Annotated in this window: 24 protein-coding genes; 12 read left to right on the top strand and 12 right to left on the bottom strand. The window is 70.0% G+C overall.

From position 1 onward, the window contains the following. Window positions 1–2: 2 nt before the first annotated feature. Both FYC51_RS17560 and FYC51_RS17555 read right to left on the bottom strand, forming a co-directional pair. Entirely contained in the window at window positions 3–1,337 is a 1,335-nt protein-coding gene (locus FYC51_RS17560) for an FAD-binding oxidoreductase (RefSeq protein ID WP_148735042.1), read from the bottom strand. A gap of 121 nt (window positions 1,338–1,458) precedes the next feature. Continuing rightward, complete coding sequence (locus FYC51_RS17555) at window positions 1,459–3,933, bottom strand: DNA gyrase/topoisomerase IV subunit A (protein WP_148735041.1); 2,475 nt, start codon at window positions 3,931–3,933, stop codon at window positions 1,459–1,461. Window positions 3,934–4,010: 77 nt separating this feature from the next. Between FYC51_RS17555 and FYC51_RS17550 the strand changes: the two genes are divergently transcribed. Continuing rightward, window positions 4,011–5,162: an alkaline phosphatase family protein gene (locus FYC51_RS17550; protein ID WP_148735040.1), complete on the top strand. Its 1,152-nt coding sequence runs from the start codon at window positions 4,011–4,013 to the stop codon at window positions 5,160–5,162. 81 nt (window positions 5,163–5,243) lie between these two features. On the opposite strand, the gene FYC51_RS17545 is transcribed toward FYC51_RS17550, so the two are convergent. Further along, window positions 5,244–5,831, bottom strand: a complete 588-nt coding sequence (locus FYC51_RS17545; protein WP_148735039.1) for a DUF3043 domain-containing protein — start codon at window positions 5,829–5,831, stop codon at window positions 5,244–5,246. 36 nt (window positions 5,832–5,867) lie between these two features. Here FYC51_RS17545 and FYC51_RS17540 point away from each other — a divergent pair, with 36 nt between their 5' ends. The 5 genes from FYC51_RS17540 to FYC51_RS17520 all read left to right on the top strand — a co-directional run bounded on the left by FYC51_RS17540 (window position 5,868) and on the right by FYC51_RS17520 (window position 10,999). After that, window positions 5,868–7,292, top strand: a complete 1,425-nt coding sequence (locus FYC51_RS17540; protein ID WP_148735038.1) for a dipeptidase — start codon at window positions 5,868–5,870, stop codon at window positions 7,290–7,292. A gap of 98 nt (window positions 7,293–7,390) precedes the next feature. After that, window positions 7,391–7,741, top strand: a complete 351-nt coding sequence (erpA, locus tag FYC51_RS17535; protein ID WP_148735037.1) for an iron-sulfur cluster insertion protein ErpA — start codon at window positions 7,391–7,393, stop codon at window positions 7,739–7,741. 199 nt (window positions 7,742–7,940) lie between these two features. Beyond that, window positions 7,941–8,843, top strand: a complete 903-nt coding sequence (gene ctaC / locus FYC51_RS17530; RefSeq protein WP_148735036.1) for an aa3-type cytochrome oxidase subunit II — start codon at window positions 7,941–7,943, stop codon at window positions 8,841–8,843. Beyond that, complete coding sequence (ctaD, locus tag FYC51_RS17525) at window positions 8,840–10,576, top strand: aa3-type cytochrome oxidase subunit I (RefSeq protein ID WP_148735035.1); 1,737 nt, start codon at window positions 8,840–8,842, stop codon at window positions 10,574–10,576. Before ctaC ends, ctaD begins: the two co-directional genes overlap by 4 nt. Further along, window positions 10,577–10,999 carry a cytochrome c oxidase subunit 4 gene (locus tag FYC51_RS17520; protein ID WP_148735034.1) on the top strand — a complete coding sequence of 141 codons (423 nt, stop codon included), beginning with the start codon at window positions 10,577–10,579 and terminating at the stop codon, window positions 10,997–10,999. Between the two features lie 110 nt (window positions 11,000–11,109). Here FYC51_RS17520 and FYC51_RS17515 read toward each other — a convergent pair whose 3' ends face one another. From FYC51_RS17515 to ctaE, 6 genes are read right to left on the bottom strand one after another with little or no spacing between them, the layout of a single operon-like run. Continuing rightward, on the bottom strand, window positions 11,110–11,799 hold the full coding sequence (locus FYC51_RS17515) for a methyltransferase domain-containing protein (protein WP_148735033.1): 690 nt from the start codon (window positions 11,797–11,799) through the stop codon (window positions 11,110–11,112). 55 nt (window positions 11,800–11,854) lie between these two features. After that, window positions 11,855–12,700 (bottom strand): methyltransferase domain-containing protein, encoded by an 846-nt coding sequence (locus FYC51_RS17510; RefSeq protein WP_148735032.1) that lies wholly within the window; start codon window positions 12,698–12,700, stop codon window positions 11,855–11,857. 32 nt (window positions 12,701–12,732) lie between these two features. Beyond that, window positions 12,733–14,346 (bottom strand): cytochrome bc1 complex cytochrome b subunit, encoded by a 1,614-nt coding sequence (qcrB, locus tag FYC51_RS17505; protein ID WP_148735031.1) that lies wholly within the window; start codon window positions 14,344–14,346, stop codon window positions 12,733–12,735. Then, entirely contained in the window at window positions 14,343–15,419 is a 1,077-nt protein-coding gene (gene qcrA, locus FYC51_RS17500; RefSeq protein WP_148735030.1) for a cytochrome bc1 complex Rieske iron-sulfur subunit, read from the bottom strand. The genes qcrB and qcrA overlap by 4 nt, the downstream gene beginning before the upstream one ends. Window positions 15,420–15,455: 36 nt before the next feature. After that, entirely contained in the window at window positions 15,456–16,250 is a 795-nt protein-coding gene (qcrC, locus tag FYC51_RS17495; protein ID WP_148735029.1) for a cytochrome bc1 complex diheme cytochrome c subunit, read from the bottom strand. 49 nt (window positions 16,251–16,299) lie between these two features. Further along, window positions 16,300–16,938 (bottom strand): aa3-type cytochrome oxidase subunit III, encoded by a 639-nt coding sequence (ctaE, locus tag FYC51_RS17490; RefSeq protein ID WP_148735028.1) that lies wholly within the window; start codon window positions 16,936–16,938, stop codon window positions 16,300–16,302. A gap of 131 nt (window positions 16,939–17,069) precedes the next feature. Between ctaE and trpD the strand changes: the two genes are divergently transcribed. Further along, on the top strand, window positions 17,070–18,122 hold the full coding sequence (trpD, locus tag FYC51_RS17485; RefSeq protein ID WP_148735027.1) for an anthranilate phosphoribosyltransferase: 1,053 nt from the start codon (window positions 17,070–17,072) through the stop codon (window positions 18,120–18,122). Between the two features lie 94 nt (window positions 18,123–18,216). Here the strand turns inward: trpD and glpK are convergent, their stop codons facing one another. Together glpK and FYC51_RS17475 are read right to left on the bottom strand one after the other, a co-directional pair. Beyond that, on the bottom strand, window positions 18,217–19,737 hold the full coding sequence (gene glpK / locus FYC51_RS17480) for a glycerol kinase GlpK (RefSeq protein WP_148735026.1): 1,521 nt from the start codon (window positions 19,735–19,737) through the stop codon (window positions 18,217–18,219). 112 nt (window positions 19,738–19,849) lie between these two features. Continuing rightward, window positions 19,850–20,575: an MIP/aquaporin family protein gene (locus tag FYC51_RS17475; protein ID WP_238476485.1), complete on the bottom strand. Its 726-nt coding sequence runs from the start codon at window positions 20,573–20,575 to the stop codon at window positions 19,850–19,852. A gap of 288 nt (window positions 20,576–20,863) precedes the next feature. On the opposite strand from FYC51_RS17475, the gene dhaK reads away from it, so the two are divergent. The 3 genes from dhaK to dhaM are packed head-to-tail and all read left to right on the top strand — an operon-like array spanning window position 20,864 to window position 23,253. Next, window positions 20,864–21,865: a dihydroxyacetone kinase subunit DhaK gene (gene dhaK / locus FYC51_RS17470; RefSeq protein ID WP_148735025.1), complete on the top strand. Its 1,002-nt coding sequence runs from the start codon at window positions 20,864–20,866 to the stop codon at window positions 21,863–21,865. A gap of 12 nt (window positions 21,866–21,877) precedes the next feature. After that, a complete protein-coding gene (gene dhaL, locus FYC51_RS17465; protein WP_148735024.1) occupies window positions 21,878–22,525 on the top strand; it encodes a dihydroxyacetone kinase subunit DhaL in 648 nt (215 codons plus the stop codon). Between the two features lie 2 nt (window positions 22,526–22,527). Further along, window positions 22,528–23,253, top strand: coding sequence for a dihydroxyacetone kinase phosphoryl donor subunit DhaM (gene dhaM, locus FYC51_RS17460; RefSeq protein WP_238476440.1), 726 nt, complete (start codon window positions 22,528–22,530; stop codon window positions 23,251–23,253). Between the two features lie 59 nt (window positions 23,254–23,312). Here dhaM and FYC51_RS17455 read toward each other — a convergent pair whose 3' ends face one another. After that, the gene (locus FYC51_RS17455) at window positions 23,313–24,077 is read right to left on the bottom strand and encodes an SDR family NAD(P)-dependent oxidoreductase (protein ID WP_148735023.1); all 765 of its coding nucleotides are present in this window, start codon (window positions 24,075–24,077) and stop codon (window positions 23,313–23,315) included. A gap of 66 nt (window positions 24,078–24,143) precedes the next feature. Here FYC51_RS17455 and FYC51_RS17450 point away from each other — a divergent pair, with 66 nt between their 5' ends. Beyond that, window positions 24,144–24,539, top strand: a complete 396-nt coding sequence (locus tag FYC51_RS17450) for a hypothetical protein (protein ID WP_148735022.1) — start codon at window positions 24,144–24,146, stop codon at window positions 24,537–24,539. Window positions 24,540–24,697: 158 nt separating this feature from the next. Further along, the gene (locus FYC51_RS17445) at window positions 24,698–25,639 is read left to right on the top strand and encodes a patatin-like phospholipase family protein (protein ID WP_148735021.1); all 942 of its coding nucleotides are present in this window, start codon (window positions 24,698–24,700) and stop codon (window positions 25,637–25,639) included. Window positions 25,640–25,678 lie beyond the last annotated feature (39 nt).

Below are 25,678 nucleotides of genomic sequence, written 5' to 3'. Positions count from 1 at the left end.
CCTCATCGGGCGGACGGGCGGATGTTCTGGTTCAGGTGGAACACGTTGTCGGGGTCGTAGGCGTCCTTCACCGCGGTCAGCCGGGCGAGCTTCTCGTCGGAGTACGCGCGGCGCAGGCCCGCGGCGCCGTCGTCGCCGAGCACGTTGACGTAGGCGCCGCTCGCGAACCGTTCCATGGCGCCGGCGTAGCGTCGCGCCGCCGACATCCGGGCCTCGTCCTCCGACGGATCGCGCCACCGCGCGGCGGCGACGAACTCGAACGCGGTGTCGCGCCGTGAGAACGCGGTGTCGTCATCGTCGACGTCGGCGATCGCGCCGCCGTAGGCCTGCAGGCTCACGTCGGGCAGGTAGGGTTCGTCGCGCTCGAACACGAGGTCGAGGAGCTCGTCGTCGAGGGCGCGGAAGTAGTGGCCCTTCCAGTACCGCCGCCAGGTGTGGCCCTCGAGGTCGTCCTCGCGGGTCTGGAGCTCGAGGTACGACATGGGCTCGACCACGCGGGCGACTGGTTCGGCCACAGCCGAGAGCTCCCGGTCGAGCTCCGCGATCGCGGCGCCTCCCGCCTCGGGGTCGCCGACCCAGACGAGCCCGACGGCCACGTCCTGCCCCGAGATCGTCGCCGTGAAGGTCGCCTCCCTGGGCGCGGTCGCACTCAGGTCGCGCCAGCGTCGCATCGGCATCGCCGCCACGGCCGCGGGGTAGTGGAACTCCGCCGCGATCGTGCGCCCCGGTTCGGGGTGGAGCACGAACTCGAACTCCGTCACGACGCCGAAGTTGCCGCCGCCGCCGCGCAGCGCCCAGAACAGCTCGGGGTGCTCCTCGGCGCTCGCGCGCACGATCGACCCGTCGGCGGTCACGACCTCGAACGAGACGACGTTGTCGCACGTCAGGCCGTGCCGCCGCGCCAGCCAGCCCATCCCGCCGCCGAGTGTCAGCCCGCCGACGCCCGTGTGCGACACGTTGCCCGCGGTCGTCGCGAGACCGTGCTCCTGGGTGGCCACGTCGAGCGCCCCGAGGAGCGCCCCGCCCTGCACGCGAGCCCGACGCGTCGCAGGATCGACCACGACCGCGCCCATCGGGCGGAGATCGATCATGAGGCCCCCGTCGGGCACCGCGTGTCCGACGATGCCGTGCCCGCCGCAGCGGATCCCGAACTCGAGGTCGTGCTCGCGCGCGTACCGCAGGGCGGCGGCCACGTCAGCGGCGTCGGAGCACCGCACGACGAACCTCGGATGCCGGTCGACCATGGCGTTCCACACCGTGCGCGCCTCGTCGTAGCCGTCGTCGCCCGGCGCGAGCACGTCTCCGCCGATCGTCTGCTCCAGCACCGCACGCGTCATCGCCGCCCCCAGCCGTCACGGGCCGGATGCCGCGGGGCGATGCCGCACCGCGCCGGCCACGGCCGAATATGCCGGTCGTCGCGGCCGACGTCAAGAGCGGGACGCCCCGGCGCGGGCCGGCTCAGCCGATGCGCCGCCCCACGGCGGCGACCACGGCCTCGAGCGCCTGGCCCGATGCGTCGCGCTTCGCGCCGCCGTCGGGCAGCTGTCGCGCGGACCCGTCGGTGCCCACCGCGAGCGCGGGAGACCGGCCGACCCAGGCGAGGTGCAGGGCATCCTCGCCCTTCAGGAATCGCTGCGCCCGCACGCCGCCCGTCGCGCGGCCCTTCGCCGGGAACTCCGCGAACGAGCTCACCTTCGCGCTGCCGGGGTCGGTGCCGAGCAGTGTCTCGTTGCTCGCGGCGATCGTGACGACCACTGCGTCGGCCGCGGATTCGGCCGGCACGCTCGTGAAGTGCACCACGTGCGCACCCGAGGCCAGGTTGATGCCCGCCATGCCACCGGCCGGGCAGCCCTGCGGGCGCACGGATGCCGCGGGGAAGCGCAGCAGCTGCGCGTCGGAGGCGACGAACACGAGCTCGTCGGTCTCGTCGCCCTGCACCGCGCCGACGACCTCGTCGCCGGCCTTCAGGCCGATGACCTCGAACTCGGGCTTGTTGGGATAGGCGTTCGCGGCAACGCGCTTCACCACGCCCTGCTTCGTGCCGAGTGCGATCGAGCGGTCGCCGTCGAGCGCCACGATTGCGAGCACCTTCTCGTCGCGGTTCGGCAGCGCGAGGTAGTCGCCGACGCGCACGCCGGCGCCGAGCTGCACCGAGGTCGGCGGCAGCATCGGCAGGTCGACGGGCGTGAACCGGATGAGGCGGCCGAGGCTCGTGACGGCGCCGATCTCGGCGCGGCTCGTGGTGTCGAGCGTCGAGCGGATGGCGTCGTGCTTGCTCCGCCGAGCCGGCTGCGTGATCGCCGGCTGGCCGTCGGGCCCGTCGGGGAGGTCGACGCGAGCGATGCGACCCGTCGCGCTGAGGAACACGCGGCACGCGACATCCGCCACCTCGAGGTCGGCCGCGGCGTGCTTCGCACGTGTGCCCGCGATGCTCGGTCGGGCATCGGTGAGCAGCGTGCGCCGCGGCGTGCCGTAGCGCTCGGCGATCTCGGCGAGCTCGTCGGACACGAGCGCCTCGATGCGGTGCCGGCTCGCGAGCAGGGCCTCGAGCTCGTCGATCTCGGCGCGGAGCTTGTCGCGCTCGGCCTCGAGCTCGAGGCGGGAGAACTTCGTGAGCCGGCGCAGGCGCAGTTCGAGGATGTACTCGGCCTGCAGCTGGCTGAGGTCGAAGACGTCCATGAGGCGGGTTCGCGCCTGCTCGGCCTCGTCGCTCGTGCGGATGACCTGGATGACCTCGTCGATGTCGAGGATCGCGATGAGCAGGCCCTCGACGAGGTGCAGCCGCTCCGTGCGACGCGCGAGGCGGAACTGCGACCGCCGCGTCACCACCGAGATGCGGTGCGCGACGTAGACCTGCAGGAGCTCGCGCAGCCCGAGCGTCTGCGGGCCGCCGTCGACGAGGGCGACGTTGTTGATGTTGAAGGAGTCCTCGAGCGGCGTCAGGCGGTAGAGCTGCTCGAGCACCGCCTCGGGGCTGAAGCCGGTCTTGATGCCGATGACGAGGCGCAGGCCGTTGGTGCGGTCGGTGAGGTCGGTGACGTCGGAGATGCCGCTGATCTTCTTGGCGTTGACGCCGTCCTTGATCTTCTCGATGACCTTCTCGGGGCCGACGAGGTAGGGGAGCTCGGTGACCACGAGCCCCGTCTTGCGCGCGGTGATGCTCTCGACGCTGACCTTCGCGCGGGTCTTGAAGCTGCCGCGGCCGGTCGCGTACGCGTCCTTGATGCCGGCGAGCCCCACGATCGTGCCGCCCGTCGGCAGGTCGGGGCCGGGCACGTACTCCATGAGCTCGTCGAGCGTCGCGTTCGGGTGGGCGATGAGGTGCCGCGCGGCCGCGACGACCTCGATGAGGTTGTGCGGCGCCATGTTCGTGGCCATGCCCACGGCGATGCCGCTCGCGCCGTTGACGAGGAGGTTCGGATAGGCCGCCGGCAGGACCTCGGGCTGGGTGAGCTGGTTGTCGTAGTTCGGGACGAAGTCGACCACGTCCTCGTCGAGCCCCTCGGTCATCGCGAGCGCGGGGGAGGCCAGGCGGGCCTCGGTGTAGCGCGGTGCTGCCGGACCGTCGTCGAGGGAGCCGAAGTTGCCATGGCCGTCGACGAGCGGCACGCGCAGCGTGAACGGCTGCGCCATGCGCACGAGGGCGTCGTAGATGGCCGTGTCGCCGTGCGGGTGCAGCTTGCCCATGACCTCGCCGACGACGCGCGCCGACTTCACGTGGCCGCGGTCGGGCCGCAGGCCCATCTCGACCATCTGGTAGAGGATGCGTCGCTGCACGGGCTTCAGGCCGTCGCGCGCGTCGGGCAGGGCCCGCGAGTAGATGACCGAGTAGGCGTACTCGAGGAACGAGCCCTGCATCTCGGTGGCGACGTCGACGTCCTCGATGCGTTCGACGATCGGCTCGTCGGCGGGCGGGTTCTTGGCTCGGGTCATCCGTGGTCTCTGCTGCTGGCGTGCGGTGCACGCGGGGGGAAACGGGGGCGCGCCCGGCCTGTGCCAGACTGGGCGCGATGCCTGCCATGCTACCGGTGCCCGCCGTCACCGCTCCGCGGCTTGCCGGGGTCCTCGCGAGTTCGCTGGCGAGCCTGCAGGGCGTGCAGAACGGGTTCGGGCTCCCCGCGGCATCCGGTGCGGTGGTCGTGCTCGTCGACGGCCTCGGCGCGGGCAACCTGCAGGCGCGCGCCGGCCACGCCCGATTCCTCAGCTCGCGGATGACGCGGCGCGACGTGATCCGCACGGTGCTGCCGTCGACGACGGCCGCAGCCCTCGCGAGCTTCACGACGGGACGGATGCCGGGGGAGCACGGGCTCGTCGGCTACCGGGTCCTCGACGCGGCGCACGACCGCCTCGTGAACCAGCTCAACGGCTGGGACGCCGCCATGGTGCCCGAGACGTGGCAGCGCTCGGAGACGCTGTTCGAGTCCGCGGCCGCCGACGGCGTTCCGACGTTCGCGATCGGCGCGGCGCGCTATGCCGACTCGGGCTACACGCGGGCGGTGCTGCGCGGGGCGGAGTTCCGGGCCGCCGCCTCGGTCCCCGATCGCTTCGCCATGGCGCAGTCGGTGCTCGAGCAGCACTCGGGCGCCCTCGTCTACCTGTACGTGCCCGAGCTCGACCAGGCCGCACACGCGCACGGCTGGGAGTCCGACCGCTGGCTCGGGCTCCTCGAGCAGCTCGACGCCGAGGTCGCCGCGTTCGAGCGACGGATGCCGCGGGGCACGGGCCTGCTCGTCACGGCCGACCACGGCGTGGTCGACGTGCCCGCCCAGAAGCACGTGTTCGTCGACGCCCGCCCCGACCTCGTCGACGGCATCCGTCACGTCGGAGGCGAGCCGCGGTTCCTCTCCCTCTACGCCGAACCCGAGCTCGACGAGGCGGCCCGCGCGCGGCTCGTCGAGGGCTGGCGGGCCGCGGAGGGCCACCGGGCATGGGTGCTCGGGCGCGACGAGGCGATCGAATCCGGCCTCTACGGGCCGACGGTCGACGAGGAGGTGCTGAGCCGGATCGGCGACGTGCTCATCGCCGCCCGGTCGGGCATCGCCTACTACGACCGGCGCGAGCCGAACCGGCAGGCCGAGCTCATGGTCGGGCAGCACGGCTCGCTCACCGACGAGGAGACCCGGGTGCCGCTCATCCGAGCAGGGGCGTACGCGCGGGCGTGACCTCGCGCGGCACGTTCGGACGCGCCGAGATGGCGGTGCGGCATCCGTCGCCGTTCGACCCTCACGCGGGCCGGGCTCGGATCAGGACGGGTACTGGCCGCGCTTGACCTGCGGCTTCGGCAGACGCAGCGGACGCAACTGCAGCGCGCGCATGGCCGCGTACCAGCGGACCTTCTCGACCTTGTTCTCGCCGAACTTCGCCCTGAGCTTGCGGTTCAGGATCGTGCCCAGGATGATCACGTCGAGCACGGAGACGAGGAAGAAGCCCCAGAGCGCGAAGATGCCGATGGTCTGCACCTCGTAGCTCGGGATCAGCGTGAGCACGATGACGAGGAACATCACCGGGATCAGGATCTCGCCGATGCTGAAGCGCGCGTCGACGTAGTCGCGCACGAACTTCTTCTGCGGGCCGCGGTCGCGTGCGGGCAGGTACTTGTCCTCGCCCATCGCCATGCCGACGCGAGCCCGCTCACGGGCCTCGGTCTGCTTCGCGCGGGCCTGCCTCGCCGCTTCCTTGCGGTCGTTCGGCACGAGCGGGCGCTTGCGTGCGGCCTCCTGGGCGGCACGGCTCGGAGTGGGCGTCCCCTTGCCGACCTTGGGGGTCGACTCGGATGCCGCGTTGTCGGCGCCGGCTTCGGGCGCGGGGGTGTTGGTGGAGTTGTTGGCCACGGGAGTCCTCGGATCGGTTCCCTTAAGATTACCGGCATGACCCAGCCCCCTCCCACCGGATCCACGATCGCGCCCACCGAGACCGCCGCGGCGATCCGCAGCGCCGTGGACGCCGGCTTCCCCGCGACCGTCGCCGACCTCGCCCGCCTCGTGCGGATCCCGTCCGTGTCGTGGCCCGCGTTCGACCCCGCCCACGTCGCCGAGAGCGCCGAGGCCGTCGCCGAGCTGCTCCGCGGAACCGGCGTGTTCGAGCTCGTCGAGATCCGCCGCGCCGCCGTCGAGGACGGATCGGAGCTCGGCCAGCCCGCCGTGGTGGCGAGCCGGCCCGCGCGCAACGGACGCCCGACGGTCCTCCTCTACGCGCACCACGACGTGCAGCCCCCCGGCAAGGACGACGACTGGGACACGCCGCCGTTCGAGCCCACGCAGCGCGGCGACCGGCTGCACGGCCGGGGCGCCGCCGACGACAAGGCGGGCGTCATGGCCCACGTCGGCGCCATCCGCGCGTTCGCCGAGGCGGCGGGCGACTTCGACCTCGGCATCGCGGTGTTCATCGAGGGGGAGGAGGAATGGGCGTCGCGCTCGTTCGCGAACTTCCTCCGCGAGAACCGCGACCTCCTCGCCGCCGACGCGATCATCGTCGCGGACTCCGGCAACTGGGACCTCGAGACTCCCGCGATCACCGTCGCGCTCCGCGGCGCGGTCGCGTTCAACCTCCGCATCGACACGCTCGCGCACGCCTCGCACTCGGGCATGTACGGCGGCGCCGTGCCCGACGCGATGCTCGCCGGCATCCGCCTGCTCGACACCCTGTGGGACGCGGACGGCTCGGTCGCCGTCGAGGGCCTGCGCGACGCGGGGCTCGAGACGCCGGCGTACGACGAGGCGCAGCTCCGCGCAGAGGCGGGCCTGCTCGACGGCGTCGCGCCGATCGGCACGGGCACCATCCTGTCGCGCATCTGGTCGCAGCCCGCGATCACGATCACGGGCATCGACGCGCCCGACGTGGCGAACGCGTCGAACACGCTCCTGCCCGGCATCCGGGTGCGCGTGAGCGCCCGCATCGCGCCGGGCCAGGACGCCGACGAGGCGTTCGCGGCGGTCCGCGCGCACCTCGAGGCGAACGCGCCGTTCGGCGCGAAGCTGACCTTCGAGGACGTGGACACCGGGCAGCCGTTCCTCGTGGACACGAGCGGCTGGGCGGTCGCCGAGACGCGCGCCGCCATGGCGGAGGCATGGGGGCGCGAGCCCGTCGAGATCGGCGTCGGCGGCTCGATCCCGTTCATCGCCGAGCTCGTCGAGGAGTTCCCCGGCGCGCAGATCCTCGTGACGGGCGTCGAGGACCCCGAGTCCAAGGCGCACAGCCCGAACGAGTCGCTGCACCTCGGCGTGTTCAAGCGCGCGCTGCTCGGGGAGGCCCTGTTCCTCGCCCGGCTCGAGGCGCGCGGCGACGCGCCCTGACGGCTCGTGCGACTTCCCGGGTCCGGGCGGGGCGGGTATTCAGGATCCGCGGTTACCATGGAGGCAGGCTTTGATGTACCTGATGCACGAGGAGTGACATGAGCGACACGATCACCGACACGACGCACGGCGTGAAGCTGAGCGACCCCGCCGCCGACAAGGTCCGCAGCCTCCTCGAACAGGAGGGTCGCGACGACCTGCGACTGCGCGTCGCGGTGCAGCCCGGCGGATGCTCCGGGCTCATCTACCAGCTGTACTTCGACGAGCGGCTGCTCGACGGCGACGCCGTCGTGGACTTCTCGGGCGTCGAGGTCGTGGTCGACAAGATGAGCGTGCCCTACCTCGACGGCGCCTCGATCGACTTCGAGGACACCATCCAGAAGCAGGGCTTCACCATCGACAACCCCAACGCGCAGGGCAGCTGCGCGTGCGGCGACTCCTTCCACTGAGGGTTCGTCGACTCCGCTCCCGAAGGGAGGCCGCCCGGGCGGCCTCCCTTCGGCGTTTCCGCAGGTGGTTTCGGGAATCCGTGCATCCCCGTCCGACACCGCCTCCGGGTGCACACCCGGGGGGTCGAGTCGGAGTAGGCTAGGGATCGATCACCGCGCTTCGCTGTGAAGCGCCTTCGAGTCTCCCGAAAGGTCACCGGTGCGCCACAATCGCCGTCTCCGATGGGCTGCAATCCCGATCGCAGCGTCGCTCAGCCTCGTCCTCGCCGGATGCACGCAGGCACAGCTGAACGGATTCCTTCCGGGCTTCGAGGAGGGCGAGCCTCCCGTCACCAACCACACCGACCTCGTCTCGGGCCTCTGGGTGACGTCGTGGATCGTGCTGCTCGTCGTCGGCGTGATCACCTGGGGCCTCACGATCTGGGCCGTCATCGCGTACCGCCGGCGCAAGGGCCAGACCGGCCTCCCGGTGCAGCTGCGCTACAACATGCCGATCGAGGTCTTCTACACGATCGTTCCGCTGATCCTCGTGCTCGGCTTCTTCGCCTTCACGGCCCGCGACCAGGCGGTCATCGAGCAGCGCTTCGCCGAGGACGAGATCGACGTCAAGGTCGAGGTCATCGCCAAGCAGTGGGCCTGGGACTTCAACTACGTCAACGAAGACGTCTACTCGCCCGGCATCCAGGGCCAGCTCTCCGACGAGGGCCCCGCCGGCTCGCTCGTCCAGTCCGAGCTCCCGACCCTGTACCTCCCGGTCGGCCAGAACGTCGAGATCGAGCTCGAGTCGCGCGATGTCATCCACTCGTTCTGGGTCGTGGACTTCCTCTACAAGAAGGACATGTTCCCGGGCAAGACCAACTACATGTCGTTCGTCCCCGAGCGCGAGGGCACCTACGAGGGCAAGTGCGCCGAGCTCTGCGGCGAGTACCACTCGCTCATGCTCTTCAACGTCCAGGTCGTCTCCGAGGCGGAGTACGAGGACTACATCGAGTCGCTCCGCGACCTCGGCCAGGAGGGCCAGCTCTCCAACGAGTACGACCGCAACCAGAACCAGCCCGGCAAGGGCGCGCCCGAACTGAAAGAGGAGCACGAAGCCGAATGAGCACCACGACCGCACCGGCTCGGCCGCAGTCGAGCAGCCTGCCGTTCGGCGCCCCCAAGGTCGAGCGCAAGGGCAACGTCCTCGTCCGGTGGATCACGTCCACCGACCACAAGGTCATCGGGTACCTCTACCTGATCACCTCCTTCATCTACTTCTGCATCGGCGGCGTGATGGCCCTCATCATCCGCGCGCAGCTGTTCGAGCCCGGTCTCGAGATCATCCAGACGCGCGAGCAGTACAACCAGCTGTTCACGATGCACGGCACGATCATGCTGCTGATGTTCGCGACGCCGCTCTTCGCGGGCTTCGCGAACGTGCTCATGCCGCTGCAGATCGGCGCGCCCGACGTCGCGTTCCCGCGACTGAACGCGCTCGCGTACTGGTTCTTCAACTTCGGCTCGCTGATGGCCGTCGCCGGCTTCTTCACCCCGCAGGGTGCGGCGTCGTTCGGATGGTTCGCCTACCAGCCGCTGGCATCGACCACGTTCTCGCCGGGCATCGGCGGCAACCTCTGGATGCTCGGCCTCGGCCTCTCGGGCTTCGGCACGATCCTCGGCGCGGTGAACTTCATCACGACGATCATCACGATGCGCGCGCCGGGAATGACCATGTTCCGCATGCCGATCTTCACCTGGAACACGCTCGTCACGTCGATCCTCGTCCTGATGGCGTTCCCGGTGCTCGCGGCCGCGATCCTCGCCGCCGGCGCCGACCGCATCTTCGGCGCCCACATCTACGACCCGGCCAACGGCGGCGTCATCCTGTGGCAGCACCTGTTCTGGTTCTTCGGCCATCCCGAGGTGTACATCATCGCGCTGCCGTTCTTCGGCATCGTGTCCGAGATCTTCCCGGTGTTCAGCCGCAAGCCGATCTTCGGATACAAGACGCTGATCTATGCGACCATCGCCATCGCGGCACTGTCGGTCACCGTGTGGGCGCACCACATGTACGTCACCGGCTCGGTGCTGCTGCCGTTCTTCGCCCTGATGACGATGCTCATCGCGGTGCCGACGGGCGTGAAGATCTTCAACTGGATCGGCACGATGTGGCGCGGATCCATCACGTTCGAGACGCCGTTGATCTGGTCGCTCGGCTTCCTCATCACGTTCGTGTTCGGTGGCCTCACCGGCGTGATCCTGGCGTCGCCGCCGCTCGACTTCCACGTCTCCGACACCTACTTCGTCGTGGCGCACTTCCACTACGTCGTCTTCGGCACGGTCGTGTTCGCGATGTTCGCGGGCTTCTACTTCTGGTGGCCCAAGTGGACCGGCAAGATGCTGAACGAGCGGCTCGGCAAGTGGCACTTCTGGCTGCTGTTCATCGGCTTCCACACGACGTTCCTCATCCAGCACTGGCTGGGCGTCGTCGCGATGCCGCGCCGGTACTATTCGTACCTGCCTGAAGACAACATCACCTGGATGAACCAGCTGTCGACGATCGGCGCGGGCATCCTCGCGGTCTCGCTCATCCCGTTCTTCCTGAACGTCTACATCACCGCGCGCCGCGCGCCGAAGGTGACCGTGAACGACCCGTGGGGCTACGGCCGCTCCCTCGAGTGGGCGACCAGCTGCCCGCCGCCGCGGCACAACTTCACGTCGATCCCGCGCATCCGCTCGGAGGCGCCGGCGTTCGACCTCAACCACCCCGAGGCCGGCATTCCGGTGGGCATCGGTCCGGCGAAGGACGCCCCGCAGGCACCGGTGTTCGACGCAGCGACGAAGGAAGTCAAGTAGATGCGCGCCAATGTCATCATGTTCTGGATCCTCGCGGTCTTCTTCGGACTCGCGGCGGTCGTCTACGGGGTCTGGAGCGCGATCGACGAAGTGGACCCGGGCATGGAGTGGGCCGGCACCGTGGCGCTGTCGCTCACGACCGTCCTGTCCGCATTCATCGCCTTCTACCTCGGGCGTGTGCACCGTGCGCAGGGCGCTGAGCTGCCCGAAGACCGCCTCGACGCGAACATCGACGACGGCGACGCGGAGCTCGGCTTCTTCAGCCCGTGGAGCTGGTGGCCCATCATCCTCGCGACGGGCGCCGCGCTCGGGTTCCTCGGCCTCGCGATCGGGTTCTGGATCACGTTCCTCGCGGTCCCGCTCGTGATCATCGCGCTCGTCGGCTGGGTGTACGAGTACTACCGCGGCAACTTCGCTCGCTGAGCGATCCCGTTCGAAGGGCCCGGCACCGGATGGTGCCGGGCCCTTCGGCGTTCCTGCCCGTGACGTGCCGCGCGGGTGTGGGGTGGTGATCGACGGAGCGGTGCAGCGAATCACCCGGCGGGCGCGGTGCGGACGCCGGCCGGCTCACGCACCGCAACGGCGATGTGCCACCGCTTCGAGCGTTCGTAGGTGCGCAGTGCGAGCCCGTGTGCCCTGAGGACGCCCAGCATCGCCTCGGGGGAGTGGACGAACCCGCGGTAGTCATGCCCGACGATCGCCATCCGGGCGTTGCTCATGGCCACCACCGCCCGGGTGAAAAGGTTCCGAGCGGGATGGCTGAAGACGACCGCCGACCTGGCGTGATCCGCGGCCGCGCCAAGGAGTCCCGCGAAGTCGGGGTAGCAGCAGATCACGCGGTGCAGCAGCACGTAGTCCGCCCGCGCGACGTCGGCGTCGGATGCCGCGGCGAGGTCGACGCCCACGATGCGGGTGACGCGTCCGTCGACGCCGCTCGCCCGCATGAGCTCGTCGGCCTGCTGCTCGTAGGCGTCGGAGAGCTCGAGGTTCACCGTCTCCGCGGCGCCGCGTGCGAGCAGCTCGAGCTGGAGCTCGCCGACGCCGCCGCCGACCTCGAGCACGCTCCTGCCGTGGAGTCCGAGCCCCGACAGGGCTTCGATGATGCGTCCCTCGGGTGCGGTGAGGCCGCGTCGGCGATACCGGCGGGCGATGCTGCTGGCGAACCGCTCGTCGAAGATCTCGGAGTACCGGCCGTCCGGCGCGGGCCCGCAGCATCCCGACATGAACCCAGTATGACGCCGACGCCGCGCGACGGCGCCGATCGATGGCGTCGATGGTTCAGTCGCCCGCGGCGTGCTCGAACACGAGCACGTCGACGGAGACCGTGACCGTGCGTGCGTGCTCAGGCTGGTGCGGCCGGCGATCGGCGTGATGTGCGGCCGGCCCCATGTCGACGAGCAGCGCCTGTGTCGCGGCCGTGGCCTCGAGCGGGTACGTCACCGTGGTGCGCGCTCCACGCCTGAGTCCCGCCTCGTGGAAGCGATCCGACACCAGTTCGGCCTTCTCAGCCGGCACGTCGAGCATCGCGCCCTCGGCGCGGAGCTCGTGGAGGTGGTCGGCGGTCGGGACCACGACGACCACCACGCCGCCGGGCCGCAGGATGCGGGCGAACTCAGGAGGGTTGCGAGGCGCGAAGACGTCGAGCACGACGTCAGCGACGGCGTCGCGCACCGGGAGGGGTCGCCAGGTGTCGAGGACGACGCCCGTGGATCCCCCGATGGCGCGGCGGCTCATCCGCACCGCATCGGGGGAGCGGTCGGCGAGGAGGAAGTCCGCCGTCGGGAGCGCGTCGGCCAGCAACGCCGAGTAGTACCCGGTGCCGCACCCGAGATCGGCGATGCGAGGGGCATCCGTTGCACCGTCGATGCCTGCTGAGCTCAGCGCTTCGACGATCGACGCCGCGATGGGCGCGTAGGCACCGCTGTCGAGGAGCGCCGCTCGTGCGTCGAGCATCGCGCGGTCGTCTCCGACCGTCCGCGGCGCCTTCGGTGGGAGCAGCGTGACGATGCCGTGCTTCGAGAGGTCGAAGCGGTGCCCGGTCTCGCAACCGAGCGTGCGTTCACCGACCGGATCGAGGTCGAGGAGACAGTTCGGGCACCGGAGCCATGTCGTGTCGATCGACATGGGACCGGTGCCCGAAGCGGAGTGCGGTCGGCTCAGTGGTGCGACGAGTGGTGCGCCGCCTCGAGCTCGCCCTTCGTGACCGGCGCGATGCGGTCCTCGAAGAACCAGCGCGACAGTCCGGCTCGGACTCGCTGGCCGACGGTGATCTTGCCACGGGAGTTCGGGCGGATCATGAGCGGCTCGTACGAGTCGTAGCTCACAAGGCGCCAGCGGTCGTACTCGTCGAGCGGCTGGTGGACCTCGATGAACTCGCCACCGGGCAGCTTCACGATGCGGCCCGACTCGTAGCCGTGCAGCACGATCTCGCGATCCTTCTTCTGCAGTGCGATGCAGACGCGCTTCGTGACGAAGTAGGCGATGAAGGGACCGACGATCGTCGTGAACTGGAGCGCGTGGATGACGCCCTCCATCGTCAGCGAGAAGTGCGTCGCCAGGATGTCGGAGCTCGCCGCAGCCCAGAGGCTCGCGTAGAACGTCACGCCGGCGGCGCCGATCGCGGTGCGGGTGGGCGCGTTGCGCGGACGGTCGGCGATGTGGTGCTCGCGCTTGTCGCCGGTGATCCACGCCTCGATGAAGGGATAGGCCACCACCAGCACGATGAAGATGCCGATCGCGATCAGCGGGACGAGGATGTTGAACGACCAGGTGCGGTCGAGCCACACGAACTCCCAGCCCGGCGGGATCAGGCGCAGCGCGCCGTCGGCGAAGCCGATGTACCAGTCGGGCTGCGTTCCGGCGGAGACGGGCGAGGGGTCGTACGGACCGTAGTTCCAGATCGGGTTGATGGTGAACATCGCGGCGATGAGCGCGATCACACCCCAGATGATGAACATGAAGCCGCCGGCCTTCGCCGCGTAGATCGGCAGGATGGGCGGACCCACCGAGTTCGTCGTCTGACGACCGGGTCCGGCGAACTGCGTGTGCTTGTGGATGAACACGTACACGACGTGGATCGCGATGAGCGCGACGACGAGCGCCGGCAGCAGCAGGATGTGCAGCGTGTAGAGGCGTCCGACGATCGCGGTGCCCGGGAACTCACCGCCGAAGAGCAGGAACGAGGTCCACGTGCCGATGATCGGGATGCCCTTGATGAGGCCGTCGATGATGCGGAGGCCGTTGCCCGAGAGCAGGTCGTCGGGGAGCGAGTAGCCGGTGAAGCCCTCGCCCATCGCGAGGATGAACAGCGTGAAGCCGATCACCCAGTTGAACTCTCGCGGCTTGCGGAACGCGCCCGTGAAGAAGATGCGGAGCATGTGCAGGCCGATGGCCGCCACGAAGAGCAGCGCCGCCCAGTGGTGCATCTGCCGCACGAACAGGCCGCCGCGGATGTCGAACGAGATGTCGAGCGTGGACGCCATGGCCACCGACATCTCGACGCCCTTGAGCGGCACGTACGAGCCGTCGTAGTGGACCTCGGCCATCGACGCCTGGAAGAAGAACGTCAGGAACGTGCCGGAGATGAGCACGACGATGAAGCTGAAGAGCGCGACCTCGCCGAGCAGGAACGACCAGTGGTCTGGGAAGGCCTTGCGGCCGAGGCCCTTGATCGCGACCGCGATACCGGTGCGGTCGTTGAAGTAGTCCGACGCCGCCGCGGTGAACGTGCGCTTCGCAGGCGTGTCGGTTCGGGTCGGTACGGTGGTCAACTGCGCTCCCAGAAACTCGGGCCGACGGGTTCGGTGAAGTCGCTCTGCGCGACGAGGTAGCCCTCCTCGTCGACCGCGATGGGCAGCTGCGGCAGCGGGCGCTTGGCCGGGCCGAAGATGACCTCGCAGTGGTTCGCCACGTCGAACTGCGACTGGTGGCACGGGCAGAGCAGGTGGTGCGTGTGCTGCTCGTAGAGCGCCACGGGGCATCCGACGTGCGTGCAGATCTTGGAGTAGGCGACGATGCCGTCGTACGACCAGGACTCGCGATCAGGCGCCTGGTTGAGCTCGCTCGGCTCGAGGCGCATGAGCAGCACCGCTGCCTTAGCCTTCTCCTCGAGCCGGCCGTGCTCGAGCTCCGCGAGGCCCTCGGGGATCACGTGGAACGCGCTGCCGATGGTGACGTCGGCGGCCTTGATCGGCACGCCCGACGGGTCGAGGGTGAGGCGGGTGCCCTTGGCCCACATCGTGTGGCTCAGGAGCTCGACGGGCAGCTGGTCCTGCGGGGCGAATCCGCGGAACAGGACCACCGCGGGCAGGGGGAAGACGAGCAGTGCGCCGATCAGGCTGTTGCGGATGACCGTGCGGCGCGAGAACCCGGACTCCTCGTCGGCCTCGCGCATCACGTGCACCGCGCCCGCCTTCGTGGGCTCGGCGCCGCCGATCGGGTGGCGGATGTCGACCGATTCCGCAGAGGTCATGAGCGACTTGCCCCAGTGGATGGCGCCGAAGCCGATGCCGAGGAGGGCGAGCGTGGCGCCGAGGCCGATGAACATGTTGTTCAGTCGAACCATGCCGACGTCGTTCGACTCGATCGGGAAGAGCATGTAGGCGGCGATGGCCCACACGCTGCCGAGGATCGACAGGTAGAAGAGCGAGTAGACGGTGCGCTGGGCACGCTTCTCGCGCTTCGGGTCCTCATCGGTGACGCGAGGACGGTGCGGCTCGAAACCGGGATTGTCGAACGCGTCCTGGGCGACGACCGCCGTGCCGGGCGACCGGGTGTATACGTCTGCCTCGTGCGACGAGTCGGCAGCAACGACGTCCGTGCCGCTGTGGTCGTCCTGGGCCATGGTTCTCCTTCTTGGGTGCTGCGAGCCGAGCGGGCGCTAGTTGGACTTCGCCGTGATCCACACGGTGACCGCGACGATCGCGCCGAGACCGAAGATCCAGATGAACAGGCCCTCTGCGACCGGCCCGAGCGAGCCGAGCTCGAAACCGCCGGGCGAGCGGTTGTCCTGCACGTACTGGAGGTACGTGATGATGTCGCGCTTGTCTTCGGGCGAGATGTTCAGGTCGTTGAACACCGGCATGTTCTGCGGGCCCGTGACCATGGCCTCGTAGATGTGCACCCCCGAGACGTCGGTGAGCGGGGGAGCGAACTTGCCCTCGGTGAGCGCACCGCCGGCGCCGGCCACGTTGTGGCACATGGCGCAGTTGATGCGGAACAGCTCGGCGCCGTTCGCGGCGTCGCCGCCGCCGTTGACGAGGTGCTCGGCGGGGATGTCTGGGCCGGGGCCGAGGGAGGCGACGTAGTAGGCCAGCTGCTTGACCTGCTCGTCGGTGAACTGCGGCGGCTTCTGCTGGGCCTGCGGACCCTGCATCTGCATCGGCATGCGGCCCGTGCCGACCTGGAAGTCGACCGCGGCGGCGCCGACGCCGATCAGGCTGGGACCCGTGCCCGTGCCCTGGGCCTCGAGGCCGTGGCAGGTGGCGCAGTTCGCCTGGAAGAGCTTCTTGCCCTGCTCGATGGTCTCCTGCGACGTGGGCTCGCTCTCGGCCTGCGCCGCCGTCCCGGTGCTCAGGGCGGCGTACGCGCCGCCCGTGAAGACGAGTCCGAGCGCGAGAAGCGCGACGGTGGCGAGCGGGTGCCGGCGGCCGGTGCGTCGCTTCGAGCGGTTCATCAGTTTCTTCCTGTTGGCGGTCATGCGGTTCGGGACGCTCCTGCTGCGACTATCTGAGGACGTAGATGACGAGGAACAGGCCGATCCAGACCACGTCGACGAAGTGCCAGTAGTACGAGACGACGATGGCGCTGGTCGCCTCACGGTGGCCGAAGTTCTTGACCGCGAACACGCGGCCGATGACGAGCAGGAACGCGATGAGGCCGCCCGTGACATGGAGGCCGTGGAAGCCCGTCGTGAGGTAGAAGGCCGAGCCGTACGCGTTGGAGTCGAGGGCGATGCCCTCGGAGACGAGCTGCGCGTACTCCCAGATCTGGCCGGCGACGAAGACCGCGCCCATGGCGTAGGTGAGGAAGAACCACTCGACCATGCCCCACTGCGACGGCTTCCACCCGGTGGCGTAGGGCTGCAGCCGCTCGGCCGCGAACACCCCGAACTGGCAGGTGAACGACGAGAGCACGAGGATGATCGTGTTCGTCAGCGAGAACGGGAAGTTCAGTCGATTCGCCTCGAACTCCCACAGCTCGGGCGACGTCGACCGCAGCGTGAAGTAGATCGCGAAGAGGCCCGCGAAGAACATGACCTCGCTGCCGAGCCAGACGATCGTGCCCACCGCAACGGTGTTCGGTCGCTTGATCACGGGCGCGCTCGCCTGATAAGTGATTGAGGTGCTCGTCACGCTCCCCATTATGGCTGAAATCGGGGCTGAGTTTTCGTCATCCGGGGGAGTCGTGTCGGTGCTTTCGGGTTAGGCAACCCTCAGTTGCGGTGTGCGTCAGCCGCGAATCCACCCTGAATCCCCGTCGATAGGATCGGAGCATGCCCGAGCGACAGAACTGGCCCGCCATCATCACCGCGCTGCTCGACGGCGAAGACCTCAGCGTCTCGGATGCCGCGTGGTGCATGGAGCAGGTCATGACGGGCACCGCGACCGACGCGCAGCTGGCCGCGTTCCTCATCGCCCTGCGGGTGAAGGGGGAGACGGTCGACGAGATCGTGGGCTTCCGCGACGCCGTGCTCGAGCACGCCGTGCCGCTCCACGTCGACCCCATGGCGCTCGACATCGTGGGCACGGGCGGCGACCGCTTCGGCACGGTGAACGTGTCGACCATGGCGTCCGTCATCGCCGCGGCATCCGGCGTGCCCGTCATCAAGCACGGCAACCGGGCGGCGAGTTCGGCGTCGGGATCGTCCGACGTGCTCGCCGCGCTCGGGCTCGACCTCGGCCTGTCCGCCGACCGCGTGGCGGCGGTGCTCGACGAGGCCGGCATCACGTTCGCGTTCGCGGGGGCGTTCCATCCGGGGTTCAAGCACGCGGGCCCCGTCCGCGCCCAGCTCGGCGTGCCGACGGTCTTCAACTTCCTCGGTCCGCTCTGCAATCCGGCCCGCCCCGAGGCGTCGGCGGTGGGCGTCGCGCACCTCGATCGCGTTCCCCTCATCGTCGGCGTGTTCCAGACGCGCGGCGCGACGGCGCTGGTGTTCCGCGGCGACGACGGCCTCGACGAGCTCACGACCACCGGCCACAGCCACGTGTGGGAGGTGTCCCGCGGCACGGTGAAGGAGCACGACCTCGATCCGCGCGAGCTCGGCATCCCGCGGGCGAGCATCGACGACCTCGTCGGCGGCGACGCCGCGCACAACGCCGAGATCGTGCATCGCGTGCTCGCCGGCGATCGCGGTCCGGTGCGCGACATCGTCGTGCTGAACGCCGCCGCAGGACTCGTGGCGTTCGAGCTCGCGAAGGACCCGAGCCAGTTCCAGCGCGCCATCCTCGACCGGTTCCGCGACAAGATGGCGGTCGCCGAGGAGGCCATCGACAGCGGTGCCGCCGCACGCAGGCTCGAGGAGTGGATCGCGGCGACGAAGGCCTGAGCCGGGGGCGCAGGTCGAGCGCTCGGTCGCGCGCCCACGACGAGACGCATGCGAAACGGCCCCGCGGATGCCGCGGGGCCGTTCGCCGTTCGGATCACTCGTGCGAGACGTCCTCGTCGACCCAGTCGAACGTCTTCGAGACGGCCTTCTTCCAGAGTCGGAGCTGGCGCTCGCGCTCGGCCTCGTCCATGGCGGGCTCCCAGCGGCGGTCCTCCTGCCAGTTGGCACGGAGGTCGTCGAGGCCCGACCAGAAGCCGACCGCGAGGCCGGCGGCGTAGGCCGCGCCGAGCGCGGTCGTCTCCGCCACGACCGGCCGCACGACCGGCACGCCGAGGATGTCGGCCTGGAACTGCATGAGCGTGTTGTTCGCGATCATGCCGCCGTCGACCTTGAGCTCGGTGAGCTCCACGCCCGAGTCGGCATTCACCGCGTCGAGCACCTCGCGGGTCTGGAACGCCGTCGCCTCGAGGGCTGCGCGGGCGATGTGCCCCTTGTTGACGTATCGGGTGAGCCCGACGAGCGCGCCGCGGGCGTCGGCACGCCAGTACGGCGCGAAGAGTCCCGAGAACGCCGGCACGAAGTACGCGCCGCCGTTGTCGTCGACCGTCTTGGCGAGCTCCTCGACCTCGGGAGCGCTCGAGATCAGCCCGAGGTTGTCGCGCAGCCACTGGATCAGCGAGCCCGTGACCGCGATCGAGCCCTCGAGCGCGTAGTGCGCGGGCTCGTCGCCGATCTTGTACCCGAGGGTCGTGAGCAGCCCGTTCTTCGAGTGCACGATGTCCGTGCCCGTGTTGAAGATGAGGAAGTTGCCCGTGCCGTAGGTGTTCTTCGACTCGCCGGGATCGAAGGCGGCCTGGCCGAACGTCGCGGCCTGCTGGTCGCCGAGGTCGCCGGCGATCGGCACCTCGCGCAGCAGGCTCGACCCGTGGGCCGTGCCGAAGACGCCCGACGAGGGCTTGATCTCGGGGAGCATCGACTTCGGCACGTTGAACGCCGCGAGGATGTCGTCGTCCCACTGCAGGGTCTCGAGGTCCATGAACATCGTGCGGCTGGCGTTCGTGACATCCGTGGCGTGCACGCCGCCGTCGACGCCGCCGGTGAGATTCCAGAGCACCCACGTGTCGGTGTTGCCGAAGATCAGGTCGCCCGCCTCCGCCTTCTCGCGGGCGCCCTCGACGTTCTCGAGGATCCAGACGATCTTGGTGCCCGAGAAGTAGGTGGCGAGCGGGAGGCCGACCTTTTCCTTGAACCGCTCGACGCCGCCGTCGGCCGCGAGCCGGTCGACGATGGGCTGCGTGCGGGTGTCCTGCCACACGATGGCGTTGTAGACGGGCTGGCCGGTGTTCTTGTCCCACACCACTGCGGTCTCGCGCTGGTTGGTGATGCCGACCGCGGCGATGTCGTGCCGGGTGAGCTGCTTCTTGCCGAGAGCCTGGCCGATGACCTCACCGGTGTTGCGCCAGATCTCCATCGGGTCGTGCTCGACCCAACCGGGCCTGGGGAAGATCTGCTCGTGCTCGAGCTGTCCGGTCGACACGATCGAGCCCTTCTTGTCGAAGACGATCGCGCGTGTGCTCGTTGTTCCCTGGTCGATGGCCAGGACGTAGTCAGCCATGACTTCCTCTCAATGTTGCGGATGTCCCGCCGGCGTCCTCGTCGGCGAATGCACGAGCTTGCCCGTGCCGAACGAAGCGGGGCCGGCCGCTCGGGCCGGCCCCGCCGGATGGTCAGGTGAGGACCGGCAGCAGCACCAGGGCCGCCCAACCGGCGAGCAGCCCGCCGATGATCGGGCCGACCACCGGGACCCAGGAGTAGGACCAGTCGCTGCCGCCCTTGCCGCGGATCGGCAGGAAGGCGTGCGCGATGCGCGGACCGAGGTCGCGGGCCGGGTTGATGGCGTAGCCGGTCGGACCGCCGAGGGAGACGCCGATGCCGACCACGAGGAGGGCAACCGGCAGCGCGCCGAGCGAGGCGAGGCCGGATGCGTCGCCCTGACGGCCGAAGCCGATGACGACGAAGACCAGCACGAAGGTGCCGATGATCTCGGTGATGAGGTTCCAGGCGTAGTTCCGGATGCCGGGGCCCGTCGAGAAGGTGCCGAGCTTCGGCGCCGGGTCGGGTTCCTCGTCGAAGTGCTGCTTGTACGCCAGCCAGCAGATCACCGCACCGACGATCGCGCCGATGAGCTGCGCGACGATGTACGCGAGCACCGACGTGAAGTCGACCGGGACGGTGAGCCCGAGGGCCGCATTGCCGAACTCCGTCGCGCCGTTGGCGACCAGCCCCAACGTCACGGCCGGGTTGATGTGCGCGCCCGATGCGTAGGCGACGATGACGGCGGCGAAGACCGCGAAGCCCCAGCCGAACGTCACCATGAGGAATCCGCCGTTGAAGCCCTTCGTCTTGGCGAGGGCGACGTTGGCCACGACACCGCAACCCAACAGGACCAGCATCGCGGTCCCGACGAGCTCGGAGAAGAACAACACCCAGAGAGTGTCCACGTTGACCTTCCATCCTTCGTGCTGAGCCCGTGGGCCGCGCCCACGGGCGGAACACCCCACACCATACTCGCGGCGCGCACGCGCAGGGAATGGCCGGGCGCCTTTTTGTGGAGGCGCCTCTCCGATTTCCGGGAAGCTCTTACCTCGGGCGCCGCTTGGGGCGTAGGTTGACGGGGGAGTGCTGCGACGGCGCCGATGCATGGTCGCGCGGTGTTCGGCAGCCATGGTGAAGGGATGCCCGTGAAGAAGATCATCAACGATCCGAAGCGCGTCGTCGACGAATCGGTCGCCGGATTCGGCCTGGCCCACGCCGACATCATTCGCGTCGAGCTGGATCCGATCCATGTCGTGCGGGCGGACGCCCCGATCGCCGGCAAGGTCGGCATCGTCAGCGGCGGCGGCAGCGGACACGAGCCGCTCCACGCCGGATACGTCGGCTTCGGCATGCTGGATGCCGCGGTGCCCGGCGCCGTCTTCACCTCGCCAACGCCCGACCCGATCCTCGCCGCCACCAAGGCGGTCGACGGCGGTGCGGGCGTGCTGCACATCGTGAAGAACTACACCGGCGACGTGCTCAACTTCGAGACCGCGGCCGACCTGGCGGCCGCCGACGGCATCACCGCGCGCGCGGTCGTCACGAACGACGACGTCGCCGTGAAGGACAGCCTCTACACGGCCGGCCGTCGCGGCGTGGCGGGCACCGTGCTGGTCGAGAAGATCGCGGGCGCGGCAGCCGAGCGCGGCGACTCGCTCGACGAGGTCGCCGACCTCGCCGAGCGCGTCAACGCCAACGCACGGTCGATGGGCCTCGCCCTGACGCCCTGCATCGTGCCGCACGCCGGCGAGCCGAGCTTCACGCTCGCCGAGGACGAGATCGAGATCGGCATCGGCATCCACGGCGAGCCCGGACGCGAGCGCATCAAGCTCGAACCGGCCGACGGCCTCGTCGACCGCCTCATCGAACCCGTGCTCGACGACCTCCCGTACTCGAGCGGCGACCGCGTGCTGCTGTTCGTCAACGGCATGGGCGGCACGCCGCTCATCGAGCTGTACCTCGCGTATCGCCGTGCGGCCGAGGTGCTCGACGAGCGGGGCATCACGATCGCCCGGTCGCTCGTGGGCAACTACATCACGTCGCTCGAGATGCAGGGGATGTCGATCACGCTCCTGAAGCTCGACGACGAGATGATCGAACTGTGGGATGCGCCCGTGCAGACGGCTGCGCTCCGATGGGGACGATAGAAGGAGGCATCCGTGGGTCTGGACATCACCTGGGCGGTGGACTGGGTCAGGCGAAGCGCTGACGTGATCTCCGAGCACCGGGTCGAGCTCATCACGCTCGACCGGGAGATCGGCGACGGCGATCACGGCGAGAACATGGATCGCGGCTTCCAGGCCGTGCTTCCGAAGCTCGACGACCTGCCGGCCGGGTCCACCCCGGGCGATGTCCTGAAGCTCGTGGCGACGACGCTCATCTCGACGGTCGGCGGGGCCGCCGGTCCGCTCTACGGCACCGCGTACCTGAAGGGCGCCGTGGCCGCCGGATCCGAGACGTCGCTCGACGGCTCCGCGATCGCCGCGGTGCTCACGGCGGCGCGCGACGGCATCGTGATGCGCGGCAAGGCGGAGTCGGGCGACAAGACCATGGTCGACGCCTGGACGCCCGCCGTCGATGCGGCCGACGCAGCGGCGTCGAACGGGTCGGATGCCGCAGCGGTCCTCGCGGCTGCGGCGGCCGCCGCCCGTGAGGGCGCGATCGCCACCGAGCCGCTCGTCGCCCGCAAGGGCCGCGCGAGCTACCTCGGCGAGCGCTCCGCCGGACACCGCGATCCCGGCGCAGAGTCGACCGCGCTGCTGCTGCAGGCCGCGGCCGACGCGGCCTCCGCCTCGGCGGGGGCGTGAGGGTGGCGACACCGGGAAAGGTCGGCGTCGTCTTCGTCTCGCACTCCGCGCGCATCGCGGAGGGGCTTGTCGAGCTCGCTCGCCAGATGGCGCCGTCGGCGGCCCTCGTGGCCGCCGGCGGCACCGACGACGGCCGCATCGGCACGAGCTTCGACCTCGTGAGCTCGGGCATCGCCGAGGCCGACTCGGGCGCGGGGGTCGTGGTGCTCTGCGATCTGGGCTCGGCGATCCTCACGACCGAGACGGCGCTGGACTTCCTCGACGACGAGGTGCGCGATCGCGTGCGCATCGTCGACGCCCCGCTCGTGGAGGGCGGGGTCGCCGCGGCCGTGGCGGCGGAAGCGGGCGACGACCTCGCGCACGTGGTGAGCGCTGCGGAGTCCGCGCGCGGCGGCGGAGGCGGCGAGGCGCCGACGGGCGCCGGCGCGACCACGCCTGCCGCGGAATCCGGTGCAGCCGGGGCATCCGGTCATGTGCATGTTCGCACCGTGACGCTCGTGAACGCCGACGGCCTGCACGCCCGCCCCGCGGCCGAGCTCGTGAAGCTCGCGAGCACGTTCGGGCCACGTGTCACGGTGAACGGCACGGACGCGAAGAGCCTGCTCAGCATCATGTCGCTCGGCCTCACGAAGGGTGCGACGGTCGAGATCGCGAGCGACGATCCCGAGGGCGGCGCGGCGGTCGCGGCGATCGCGGAGCTGGCCGAGTCGGGGTTCGGCGAGGCCTGACCCGCCGGCGGGCAGGGGAGCGAAGCTCGCGTCCCGCGTAAGAGAACGATCGTTCTCTGCTAGTTGCCGCCGGCGACCCGGATGTCGGCACCCGAGGTGTACGAGGCATCCGACGAGAGCAGGTAGGCGACCGCGCCGGCCACCTCGTGCACCTCGCCGGGGCGACGCATCGGGATGCCGGGCGCACGTTCGTCGGGCGCGTTCGGGCGCCCGGCCGCCGCGTGGATCTCGGTGCGCGTGGTGCCGGGGGAGACCGTGTTGACGCGCACGCCGACCGGTCCGAACTCCTTCGACGCACCCGTTGTGAGCGCGTTGAGCGCGGCCTTGCTCATGGAGTAGGGGATGTAGGTGTTCGGCGCGCCCGTGGTCGCGGCACCCGAGGAGATGTTGACGATCGAGCCGCCCGCGCCGCCGCGGTCGGTGGCCATGTGGGCGATCGCCGCCCGCGTCAGCACGATCGGGGCGAGCACGTTGATTCGGAACACCAGCTCGGACTCGTCGATCGAGCCGTCGAGGAACCCGCCGATCCGGCCGGTGATGCCCGCATTGTTCACGAGCCCGGTGACGGTACCGAAGTGCTCGACGGCTTCGGGCACGACGGTGGCTGCGGCATCCAGGTCGGCGAGGTCGACCTGGATCAGCAGCACGCGGGCGCCGGATGCCTCGCAGGCGCGCTGCACGGCCTGGGCGTCCTGCGCGCGGTCGCGGTAGGTGAGCACGAGGTCGTGGCCGTCGGCGGCGAGCCGCTCGGCGATGGCGGCCCCGATGCCACGGCTGCCGCCCGTGACGATCGTGACCGGGCGGTTCGCGGCATCCGTGTGCATGCCACCACCCTACGAGCCGGCGCGGATGCTGGCGTGCCTCGGGGGAGCGGGCGTACCATCGGGCCCATGACACGCGACGCGGCAGGTCGCCCAGGCGACGGCAACGCCTTCTCAAGATTCTTCGTCCGAGTCGACAATGCGCTCGAGCCCATCTTCACGACGACACCGCTCGTCGACGACTCGCCGCCGGTCGACGAACAGGAGCTGCGCTCCCGTCCGTGCCCGGTGTGCGGCCGGCCGATCTCCGAGCATGCGTTCGAGGAGACGAACGGCAACGTCATCATGGAGTGCCCGACCGACGAACGGCTGCCCGAGCCGCTCTCGAACGGACCGCTCAACGAGTTCGGCATGCCCGCGACCGGCCGGCGGCTCGAGAAGTACGAGGAGCGGCAGGCGCGCGAGGAGGCCGAGCGCGAGGCCCAACGCGAGGCGCGCGAGGAGGCGGAGGCCGAGCGCGCGTAGCCGGATGCCGATAGGCTGCTCGGCGAACGTGACACGATTCGAGGAGGTGAGCCCGATGCACGCACCGTCCACTCCGGGCGCTCCTTCGAGTTCACGATCGCGCGACTGACGTAGCCGTCGCGGGGAGCGCAACGAAGCTCTCCCAGAAAGCTACGATCATGAATCCTTCCCTGCGGCACCACGCGGAGACGACCGTCGACGACGTCTCCGAACGCCCCACCCGCACCGCGCTCGTCCTCGGGGGCGGCGGATCGACCGGCAACGCCTGGCTCATCGGCGTCGTCGCCGGCCTGTTCGACGCCGGCATCGACGTGACCGACGCCGACCTCACGATCGGGACCTCGGCCGGATCGACGGCCGCGGCTCAGTTCGCGGGTGCGACGCCGACCGAACTGCTCGCCGCCGTCCTCGCCGCCGATGTCCAGCCACTGACCGGTCCGAGCGGACCCGACCGAGGACGCAACGCAGCCGGGTCCGTGGCGGATCACCTCGAGCGCTTGCGGGCGCTTATCGCGTCCGCCGTGGATCAGGCCGACCTGCGTCGCAGGGTGGGTGCGAGGGCACTCGAGCTGGAGGCAGCGTCGCCTGAAACCCGGCAGGCGCAGTGGCGCGCGACCGTCGCCTCGCGCCTGCCCAGTCCCGAGTGGCCCGGTCGACGCATCCTGATCACGGCGGTGGATGCCGAGACCGGCGCACCGATCGTGTTCGATCGCGACAGCGGCATCGACCTCGTGGATGCCGTGGCCGCCAGCTGCTCCAGCGGCGCCGCCTATCGGGTCGACGGCCATGCGTACATCGACGGCGGCTTCCGATCCAACGCGGAGAATGCCGACCTGGCGAGCGGATGCGCACGGGTGCTCGTCTTGTCGCCGTTCGGTGGCAGGTCGCTGGTGCCGGCATCCTGGGGCACGCATCTCGCGACGCAACTCGACGAGTTGCGCGCACGGGGGAGCGGTGTCGAGACGATCGTCCCCGACCGCGCAGCCGAGCACCTGTTCGGCGCGAATGGGATGGATCCGACGTTGCGCCCGCCTGCGGCCCGGGCCGGATACGACCAGGGCCGGGCACTCGCCGACCGCGTCGCCGAGTTCTGGCGCTGAGGCGCGGGCGGATCCGGTGCGATGGCGCGCCGGATCCGC

The organism is Agromyces mariniharenae (genome assembly GCF_008122505.1).
GTDB lineage: Bacteria > Actinomycetota > Actinomycetes > Actinomycetales > Microbacteriaceae > Agromyces > Agromyces mariniharenae.
The sequence above is the reverse complement of the archived record's forward strand: the minus strand, read 5'-3'. Positions and strand labels throughout refer to the sequence as shown.